7 protein-coding genes are annotated in these 6,788 nt (G+C 47.4%); 3 read left to right on the forward strand and 4 right to left on the reverse strand.

The window, feature by feature from the left end; genetic code table 11:
* Positions 1-13: 13 nt before the first annotated feature.
* The 4 genes from QUA47_RS29690 to QUA47_RS29705 all read right to left on the reverse strand — a co-directional run bounded on the left by QUA47_RS29690 (position 14) and on the right by QUA47_RS29705 (position 3,671).
* Positions 14-352, reverse strand: a complete 339-nt coding sequence (locus QUA47_RS29690) for a hypothetical protein (protein WP_333433456.1) — start codon at positions 350-352, stop codon at positions 14-16.
* Positions 353-577: 225 nt separating this feature from the next.
* The gene (locus QUA47_RS29695; protein ID WP_333433457.1) at positions 578-1,585 is read right to left on the reverse strand and encodes an SDR family oxidoreductase; all 1,008 of its coding nucleotides are present in this window, start codon (positions 1,583-1,585) and stop codon (positions 578-580) included.
* A gap of 348 nt (positions 1,586-1,933) precedes the next feature.
* Positions 1,934-2,692 carry an SDR family oxidoreductase gene (locus tag QUA47_RS29700; protein ID WP_333433458.1) on the reverse strand — a complete coding sequence of 253 codons (759 nt, stop codon included), beginning with the start codon at positions 2,690-2,692 and terminating at the stop codon, positions 1,934-1,936.
* Between the two features lie 154 nt (positions 2,693-2,846).
* Positions 2,847-3,671: an alpha/beta hydrolase gene (locus tag QUA47_RS29705; protein ID WP_333433459.1), complete on the reverse strand. Its 825-nt coding sequence runs from the start codon at positions 3,669-3,671 to the stop codon at positions 2,847-2,849.
* A 206-nt stretch (positions 3,672-3,877) separates the two neighbouring features.
* Here QUA47_RS29705 and QUA47_RS29710 point away from each other — a divergent pair, with 206 nt between their 5' ends.
* From QUA47_RS29710 to QUA47_RS29725, 3 genes are all read left to right on the forward strand, one after another.
* Complete coding sequence (locus QUA47_RS29710) at positions 3,878-4,234, forward strand: PadR family transcriptional regulator (protein ID WP_333433460.1); 357 nt, start codon at positions 3,878-3,880, stop codon at positions 4,232-4,234.
* Positions 4,235-4,239: 5 nt separating this feature from the next.
* A complete protein-coding gene (locus QUA47_RS29715) occupies positions 4,240-5,010 on the forward strand; it encodes a hypothetical protein (RefSeq protein WP_333433461.1) in 771 nt (256 codons plus the stop codon).
* Positions 5,011-5,659: 649 nt separating this feature from the next.
* A complete protein-coding gene (locus QUA47_RS29725; RefSeq protein ID WP_333433462.1) occupies positions 5,660-6,622 on the forward strand; it encodes an MBL fold metallo-hydrolase in 963 nt (320 codons plus the stop codon).
* The last annotated feature ends 166 nt before the right edge of the window (positions 6,623-6,788 follow it).

Here is a 6,788-nt window from a genome sequence, read left to right on the forward strand (position 1 = left end):
GTAAGGATTCAGGTCACTGAACTCCTTGCTGGGCAAAGACTTTAGATCTGGAGCTTGATGCTAAATAAATCTCTATTCTCAATAAATGACAAAAAATGACAGTTTTTCGTCCTTTATTGACAATCAACCACGAAAGACAAAAACCCTTATTTTGCCCTAAAACCCTTGCCAGACAAGCGTTGGAGCCGCAAGTTTTTAGACCTGAATCCTTACCAGCACGATTCAAACTCATTGCCTGCACCCGAACGCGCACTTCCCCAGAGTCTGGTTCAAGTAGAGGAACCGTATCTAGTTGCAAAACTTCTGGACTACCGTACTGATGAAATTGATAAATGCGAGTAGTTGTTACCATGATTAATTCTCCTTGTTTATGAACAATTCACTATTGTCCATGTCATCATGACTCACCTGCCCAGAGAGATGGTGTCCCCAACTTTCACGGTCGGGGAATACCCGTACTCTTGCTCCCAAGGCCTATTAAGACTTTGTGTTTCCTTGCTAATCGTCACCCCGTCAATCTTTTGAGTTAATCGTGAAACAGAATGTGGGCAGAACCTAATACCTTAATTAAAGGTCTTTACCCTGAAAATCCACTTAACGCGGCAGCAAATCCGAAAGCGGCGGCAATCGCTACCGTACCCCATTTGAATGGCGGGTTTCTATCTAGCCAATCCGTGAAGCTGGGTACACTCAAATTACCGAAATCGCCCTCTACGGTGTCGTAACCAGAGATTGGGGCATATAGGTTATCCGGTGCATCTGCCAATTTCGGCTCACCTGTCAGTTGAGCGGTAAAGCCAACCTGGAGAAATAAGCGATCGATAATCGACGGGGCAATGCGTTGCAGCATCTCTAATACTCGCCCCATATCACCCACAACAAAGTCACGGGTAGGATGCTGGGCCACATATAAAATGGCATCAGCAACGGTGCTGGGTTTGTTGTAAGGCGGTAATCCAGCCGGCGCTACTCCCATTTTCGTCCGAATTTTGTTGAAAATGGGGGTATTTGTGATGGCCGGCATCACATTAGTGACGCTAATCGGCTGTTTCTGGTACTGCAATTCAATTCTCATGGAATCTAAAAAGCCTGCTACGCCGTGCTTGGAAGCTGCATAGGGACTTTGTAATGGAAACGGAACTCTTGCTGCTAATGAGGAAACATGAATGAGTGCGCCACCTCCCTCTTTTTTGAGGTGCGGTAGAGCCACCATTGCGCCATACGCCTGTCCATTCAGGTTGACATCAATGACTCTTCTAAATTCTTCCGGTGTGATTTGGTCAAACGGTGCAACGATGCTGGTTCCAGAGATATGCACCCAGGTATCGAGTCGTCCGTAAACTGCAACTGTTTGATCGGCGATCGCTTTCACCTGTTCAAATTCGCTGACATCGGCAATGACGGCGATCGCTTCTCCACCCAACTGTTTGATCTCCTCCACCAACGTTGCCAACCCAGACTCGCTACGAGCAGCAACAACAACCTTTGCCCCTTTTTTGGCAAACCGCAGGGCTGTCTCTCTGCCAATTCCACTAGAAGCGCCAACGATGGCGACTACTTGCTGACTGATCGGCTTTAATTTCATGGGTTCTACTCCTAAAATTGAATTTCTTTGAATACAGTCCACAATCCTTGCAGCGAATAATTGCCAATGCTTACACCGGGGTTCATCCCTCTGAGAAAGATGTCTCACAGCAACGTCTAGTGTCAGCCCTTGAGGAACGATAGAAGGTCTTTGTTAAGTTGTTCCTTGTGCGTATCTGTTAAACCGTGGGGTGCGCCTGGATACACTTTTAGGGTGGAATGCTTCACAGCGACTGCCGCTAGCGAGAGGCTCAGATGTTGGCGGTTTCAGGGTTTTCATCAACGGATTTGGCGGAAACTGGTCAACGCCTCCTCGACGAGATAGTAGCCCTGATTTTGATCATCTTGATCAGCTCGCTGTGAATCCGCCATCTACTACCAGAGGTTGACCAGTAATGTAGCTGGCAGCATCAGAGCAGAGAAAAACCACGGCTTTAGCGATTTCTTCTGCCTGACCCATGCGTCCCATTGGCACCATAGACGCTAAACCATCTGCCGTGCTGCCCAACCTGTCAGTGAAGCGATCCGTCATCTCAGTCGCAATCAAGCCAGGATTAATCGCATTGATCCGAATACCGTGTTGGGCATAGTCGAGCGCTGCCCCTCGTGTCAGCCCCATGACCGTATGTTTACTCGCGCTGTAAATAGATACCCCTGGAAACGAAACTAAACCTCCGACTGAGGAGTTGTTAACAATCACTCCAGATCCTTGAGACAGCATTTGCCCAATCTCATGTTTCATACACAAAAAGAGTCCCCGCACGTTGATTGCCATGAGTTTGTCAAAGTCTTCGATCAATTGTTCATGCAGGGGTTTTGGAGGTAGATCAATCCCTGCATTATTAAAGGCACAATCGAGGCGTCCGTAAGTCTCAATTGTCTTCTGCACTAACGCTTTGACATCTTCCTCACTTGATACATCTGAACGTACAAATAAACATTCAGCGCCAGCATGACGCATCATTGCAGCGGTTGCCTCTCCTTCTGGGTCGCGTCTGCCTGAAAAAACAACCTTTGCACCTGCGGTTCCCAGTGCCAGAGCAGTCGCTTTACCGATTCCTGACGTGGCTCCAGTGACTAAAGCGACTTTGTTCTCAAGTGTGATCATTCTTACCTCTGCTTTAAAATTGATACGAGTGAAGATTAAACGTTCCAGTTTCGCGTGGCGATCGCTTCTCCACCCAACTGTTTGATCTCCTCCACCAACGTTGCCAACCCAGACTCGCTACTCTGAGAAAGATGTCTCACCTCAACGTCCGGTGTCAGTCCTTTAGGAACGATAAAAGGTCGTTGTTGAGTTGTTCCTTGTGCGTGTCGGTTAAACCGTGGGGGGCGCCGGGATAGATTTTCAGGGTGGAATGCTTCACCAGTTTGGCGGCCGCTAGAGCAGCAGCACCGATCGGCACGATCTGATCATCATCGCCGTGGATGATCAGCGTCGGCACGTCGAACTTTTTGAGATCTTTAGTGAAATCTGTCTCAGAGAATGCCTTGATACAGTCGAAGGCGTTCTTGTGTCCTGCCTGCATTCCTTGGAACCAGAACCAGTCAATCATGCCCTGCGAAACTTTGGCACCCGGACGGTTGAAGCCGAAGAAGGGGCCGCTAGCGAGATCCTTATAGAGCTGCGAACGGTCAGCCAGGGAGCCAGCGCGAAGCCCATCGAATACCTCAATCGGCAGTCCGTCTGGATTATTCTCTGTCTTCAGCATCAGCGGCCCAACAGCGGAGATCAGTGCGGCTTTTGCAACTCGCGCTGTGCCGTGGCGACCGATATATCGGGCAACTTCACCGCCACCTGTAGAGAAACCAATTAAGGTAGCTCCGCTCAGATCTAGCGTTTCAATCAGCGTCGCGAGATCGTCAGCATAGGTATCCATCTCGTTTCCGTTCCAGGGTTGGCTCGATCGCCCATGTCCCCGACGGTCATGAGCGATCGCCCGAAATCCGTGGTCTGCTAGAAAGAGCATTTGAGCTTCCCAACTATCAGAATTCAAAGGCCAACCGTGGCTGAAGACAATGGGTTGTCCTGTACCCAAATCTTTGTAGTAAATCTGTGTGCCATCTTGCGTTGTGATTGTGCTCATGGGATTCCTCCTCAATCAATATGGGTTGGGTTCAAGGGAACGAAGGCACTGACTCGACATTTACCTCGTTGTTCTCATTCTTTAACAGACATTCCATTTAGCCCACGCAAGTTCCTTGAGTTAAGCTCCAACTTATTGTGAAGCGTGATTTTTTCAGACTTTTAGCCTCGTATTGACATATATCCGTAACGGATATAGTATGAGGTATGACTAAAAAGAAAACAACCAATACACCCCTTACTCCAGCAGTGTTTCATATCCTTCTGGCACTCTCGACACAGGAGCGCCATGGCTATGAAATCATGAAGCAGGTCGAGTCAGATTCACAGGGAAAGGTAAAGATGGGACCTGGAACGCTTTACGGCTCGATTGGTCGCATGATTGAGGCCGAATTGATACGTGAGAGTGACAAAAAGATAGACCAAAAAATGGACGACGAGCGGCGGATCTACTACCAAATCACCGGGCTCGGTAAAAAAGCACTTGCTGCGGAATTGGAGCGATACCGCGAAGTTCTGATGGTTGCTCAACAAAAACGGATCTTTCCGAATACTTTTGCGTAGGACATATGAACAAACGCTTAATACGACGATACGGAAACTGGTATGCAAAACTACTTCGTCTCTACTCAAAGCCTTACTATGAGCGCTTCGGCGAGGAAATGAAGCAAACTTTCACCGATCTTCTCCGAGAGCGTGCAGAGGAAGGACGAGGATTATTTGGTTATGCTATTTGGCTGTTCCTCGAAACATCCGCGGGAATTATGACAGAGAACATAACATATATCCTTATGCAAAACAAAAACATTATTCACCTTGCACTCGGGACAGCATTCATATTGCTGGTGCCCTTGTTAGCGATGCTGTTTACCGATCAAGTAGTGTGGGACCTGACCGACTTCATTGTCGCCGGTGCCCTCATCTTTGGCACGGGTCTCGCCTATGAACTGGTAGCGAGGAAGGGGGGCACTATGGCATATCGAGTAGCTGTAGGCATTGCACTCGCGGCAGCGCTCCTCCTCGTCTGGATGAACCTTGCCGTTGGTATCATTGGGTCTGAGGACAACCCCGTTAACCTGATGTATTTCGGAGTGCTCGCCATTGGAATCCTCGGTACCACCATCGCGCGTTTACGGCCACAGGGAATGGCACGTACATTGTTTGCAACAGCACTCGCTCAGGCATTGGTTCCTATGATCGCACTCATTATCAAAAAGCCCCAAGTGACCTCGGTAGAAGCATCAATGGGTGTGTTAGGTGTATTGGGTCTGAATGCGTTTTTCGTCATGATGTTTATCGGATCAGGTTTGCTATTTCGGCGTTCCAGAATCAGGTTATGAACTGGAGCTGATTCTATGCAATGCCCGAGTATTGATTCGCTAATGTTGTCGATTTGTTGTTCATTTCTAAATTGGTAGTCCAAACCCGTAGCGATTGATGAACAAATCAATTATAGCGGTCGCCAATTACCTCGGGACATGAGATATAAATAATGGAAGTTGCTGGATTAAGGTATGATAGGAGCGAGCGAGCGATATTTATCTCACTCGCTCGTATTTTACGTATCCTTTCTGAGCTTCATAACAGTCTATAAATGGCCTACCACAGTTAACAAAAAGATAATTGTGTTTGCCTTTTTTGTGTACATTCTTGTGAATATGACTTGACTTACATTCACGACATTCCATTGATTTTAATTCTCTGTTGAGGTTTTTTTGTTATTCTGGATAGCTCTCTATCCTACCCTCAATCCAGCAACGCCCCGAATATTCTAAGCGCAAGGGATTGACCAATCCTCAAAAAGCAACACTGAGAGCATTAGGGGCACTAGCATAATCATCACCAGGTTGTATTGCTCCAGTCTCTCCAGTAGAAAATCGCTTTAACTTATCGCTTAATTGGTGGATTTTGAGTGGTACAATTGAGTGAACTTTTACAAAGTAAATTTATGTTGCATCAATTTTTAATTACCACTGGGATATCTTGAATATGTTTTTTAGACTTGCCATAACTGTTATCACCGCAGTGTTGATTATTACAACCTCAATGATGGTTCCAGGAATTAGCACAGAGAAAACGGTAAAACCTCAAGTGCCGGGTGTCTATCAATTCGAGTTAGGCGATTTCACAATTACCGCCCTCAGCGACGGCACACTGCCACTGGATCTGCATCCCATCCTGACCAATACGAACCAGGCAGAAGTCGATCGCCTCCTGCATCAAAGCTTTGTTACAAACCCTGTTGAAACTTCGATCAATGTATTTCTTATCGATACTGGAGACAACCAGGTGTTAGTAGACACAGGTTCAGGGGAATTGTTTGGGGAACTAGGCGGCAAGCTACCGAGGTCGTTGCAGGCAGCAGGTTATACAGCCGACGAGATCGATATTGTTCTCATTACTCATATCCATACCGATCACAGCGGTGGTTTGGTTGTAGGTGGTCAACCCATGTTTCCTGCTGCTACGGTCTATGTCGGCAAACCCGACATAGATTTTTGGCTTAACCCTGCTAATGCAAAGCGATCGCCAGACTATCAAAGATATTTCAACGAAGCAGTTAAGACAGTCAAACCTTATCTGGATATAGGCAAGCTGAAGCCGTTTTCCGGCGACACGGTGATTATACCTGGGATTACCGCACGCCCCACACCAGGCCATACGCCCGGTCACAGTTTCTTTCGGGTGGAAAGCAAAGGCGAGAGTATCGAGTTTTGGGGCGATATTGTGCACGTCGCCTCGGTTCAATTTCCGAAGCCCGAAATCACGATCGACTTTGACGTTGATCCTAATGCCGCAGCAGCGCAACGGGGAAAACAATTTGCCTATGCAGAAGCATCCCGTCGTCTCGTCGCAGCCGCTCATCTGTCTTTTCCAGGAGTCGGTCATATTCGTGCGGACAATCAGGGCTATGCCTGGGTGCCTGTGGACTATCGCTGGCGTGAACGATGAGGTTGCGCCGCAAACACAATAAAACATTGAAGTGTCCAGAGATTCCGCTATTTACTGTCAGTCAGGAAAAAAAATACAAGCAGTAGAAGACAATACGGTTCAGTTAAGGGCTAGGCAGTGCTTAAAACAATAAATACAGGAGGATTCATTATTATTCCAGTACCTC

Source organism: Microcoleus sp. MON2_D5 (assembly GCF_036701905.1).
Taxonomy (GTDB): Bacteria; Cyanobacteriota; Cyanobacteriia; order Cyanobacteriales; family Microcoleaceae; genus Microcoleus.

Coding starts and splice junctions, on each gene's coding strand:
- QUA47_RS29705 (WP_333433459.1), bottom strand. CDS start 3,671: ATGAGCACAATCACAACGCAAGATGGCACACAGATTTACTACAAAGAT.
- QUA47_RS29700 (WP_333433458.1), bottom strand. CDS start 2,692: ATGATCACACTTGAGAACAAAGTCGCTTTAGTCACTGGAGCCACGTCA.
- QUA47_RS29710 (WP_333433460.1), top strand. CDS start 3,878: ATGACTAAAAAGAAAACAACCAATACACCCCTTACTCCAGCAGTGTTT.
- QUA47_RS29695 (WP_333433457.1), bottom strand. CDS start 1,585: ATGAAATTAAAGCCGATCAGTCAGCAAGTAGTCGCCATCGTTGGCGCT.
- QUA47_RS29690 (WP_333433456.1), bottom strand. CDS start 352: ATGGTAACAACTACTCGCATTTATCAATTTCATCAGTACGGTAGTCCA.
- QUA47_RS29715 (WP_333433461.1), top strand. CDS start 4,240: ATGAACAAACGCTTAATACGACGATACGGAAACTGGTATGCAAAACTA.
- QUA47_RS29725 (WP_333433462.1), top strand. CDS start 5,660: ATGTTTTTTAGACTTGCCATAACTGTTATCACCGCAGTGTTGATTATT.